Source organism: Enterococcus sp. 3H8_DIV0648 (assembly GCF_002140655.1).
Lineage (GTDB): Bacteria > Bacillota > Bacilli > Lactobacillales > Enterococcaceae > Enterococcus_A > Enterococcus_A hulanensis.
Window position 1 is genome coordinate 2,191,147 of sequence record NZ_NGLG01000001.1, and the last position, 2,679, is coordinate 2,193,825.

Annotated in this window: 2 protein-coding genes; both read right to left on the bottom strand. The window is 36.0% G+C overall.

The annotated features are described in order from the left end of the window. The coding region (locus A5875_RS23635) for a hypothetical protein (protein ID WP_176244653.1) at positions 1-485 on the bottom strand (485 nt) is incomplete at its 3' end. Positions 486-512: 27 nt separating this feature from the next. Further along, positions 513-2,333: a SpaH/EbpB family LPXTG-anchored major pilin gene (locus A5875_RS10110; protein ID WP_088933483.1), complete on the bottom strand. Its 1,821-nt coding sequence runs from the start codon at positions 2,331-2,333 to the stop codon at positions 513-515. Positions 2,334-2,679 lie beyond the last annotated feature (346 nt).

Consider the following 2,679-nt stretch of genomic DNA (forward strand, 5'->3'; position numbering starts at 1 on the left):
ATCTTAGAATTTTCTATCATTTTTAGATAAATCGCACTTGTTTTCCCTTCAGGATTAAACACTTGGATCAGTTCATTTTTTTGTGTCCCAATATTTGGTTTTTCATCACTCTCGGTTGATTGTTCCGTTTCATTAGAAGCTTTTTTAATTTGATCTAACAGTTGTGCTGTATCAAACTCACCTTCTGATACTTCCCTAATTGTTACCCCGTCCTGTTTAGTAGAAATAGATATTTTATCCGTATCATTAAACACGAGTAATTGTGCTTTATCGGATTCGACATCTACTGTCACTGCTGATTTCTCGGTTTGAAAAGAACCATCTGTGATATCTTTATTATTTTGATGAACCTTTACTAGTGAGCCTACTGTGTCATCAGCTCTCAAGAGTATCCCTCTAGGAACAACTAAAAAGATAATTGTTCCTAAGAGGAAAATGATGGGAAGAACAATTGCGACCTTTTTCTTCAGTCTTGATCTATTCATGACTTACCCATCCCTTCTTTTTCTCCATTAAACCGCGCGACGTTTTTTATCAATTGCAATTGCTGCTGTACCAATAGTGATTGCTCCAATTGCGATAATGATGATTAATGTTGTACCAGCTCCACCAGTGAATGGTAGTTTGGTTTGTGTTTTGTTTTCTACATGAACGGTAGTGTCTGTTGGGTAAAGCGTCACTGTGACTTTAATTGGATCTTTTAACAACTCAAAGCCATCTGGTGATTTTGTTTCCACTAACCAATAGTCTCTTGAAATATATTCTGACCCATCTGCTGGCTTAGTTTTTGGCCAAGTTGGTTCATTGGAATCTTGTTTGCCATTTGTATTTGTATCTGTATACCAATCCAATGCCAACCCATCAAATTTTGCCTTTCCACTTGCATCTGTAGTGTCTGTCAAGAAAGTAACTCCAGTTGGTAATGCGGGAGTACCTGTACCATCGTCATTCAGAGTATACGATTCACCATTTGATGCTAAATACTTCTTATCTTTTGCATTCTGTTCACTTGTAGCAATATAAAATTGTGCCCCTGCTAATTTCTTGTCTTTGTCTTCTTCAGTCTTATCAATCGTGAATCCACCGTCAAAATATTCTGGATTATTTTCACTTGGTGTATTTACAGGTTTTTGTCCTGGAATCAAGTAACTACTATCAAATTTATTTTCGATAACTCCGTTGAAATCCACATCTGTGTGTGTATGGTAAATAGCACGGATATCTGTATAGATACCTTCAACTTTTTTCATTCCAGCTTCTGTTAATTCAATATGAACTTGTGTCTCAGAACCATTTGCATTTGTAATAGGGTGTGCTGCTTCTTTCGTTGCACTGCCATTTTTGTATACTTCATAATCAGTGTTAAGTGTTAATTTAACCCAATTTGTACCATCAAAAACCTCAACTTCTACATCATCTAAATGAAGTGCTTTATTAAGTGCATCATCAATATAGAAGTAATTCGCATAAACTTCTTCACCAGCAACTACTGTTCTGTCTGGTAATGGATTATTATCTTTATCAAAAACATTAACAATTGTCAGGTCTTCTTTTGCCTCAAAATATAATCCCGTCGGAAGTTTTACAGTTGCTTCCCATTGAAACGGTTGACCTGCTTTAATGGAATAACCTTTTTGACCTTCAATTGTTTTATCTGCAGAAGTATCATTAACGATATTCTTTGGATAAACATGTACGTCATAAATCAATTTATCTTCATTATCACGTTTAGTTTGTGGTAAGTATGCAAAGAACGGTGCCATTGGCGTAGCAACCTTTTTTTCTTTTCCATTTTCATCTGTATACGTATAATCCCCACTTGCATTAGGGACTTCACGAATCAAATAAATCCCATCCGCTTCTTTCCCTTTTCCAACATTGAAGGTCGTTTTACCAAATTCTGCACCCGCTTCATGATCTCCAGTAGATTGTTCGATTGCTGTAAAAGTAGTGTCAACGTCATAATGTGTGCCTTCTACTTGTTTCGTTGGATCATCCAATTTATAGTAGTTCCCAGATGAATCTTTTTTTGGAATAACACGAACGATTTCAAATTTAACATCACCCATCAATTTTTTCCCTGCTAAATCAGGGGCTGTAGAAGTATCTAACTTTTCTCCATCTCCACGCTCCCCTAACTCTGCTGAACTCTTGATTTCATATTTCCACAAAGTAATCGTACGATCCGATGTGTTATCTGACACTGCATTAGTACCGATATAGGGAACATCTGGTGTAGCGTGAGCAATTGAGCTCATCCCAGCTCCTGCCGATCCTAACATTGTCAGTACACCCAAAGTCATTGCTGCTTTACTTATCCATTTCTTATTCATAATTCGCTCCTTTTCTTTTCCCTTTTTTTGATAAATTAGCTAAAATAAATGAATAATGAAAAATTGATTGCCGTCACTTTTCATTCACTTATTTTTACTCAGACCGAGTATTTTCGTATTTCATGTCTAAGTTGCTTGTTAATGGAACCTGTGTATGTCTGTCCTTCGATAAACATACCTCCCTTCAAAAAGGATTTCGTTAATTTTTTTCATTACAAACTTTGAATTTGCCCTAAAGAATTCCCATACATGCTTCTTAGTCTTCCGAAAAACTAGAAGTCCTTTGTAAAGCCTATGGTGATAGTGTATTTCATATAAATTGACGATGAATGACGGCGAATTATTT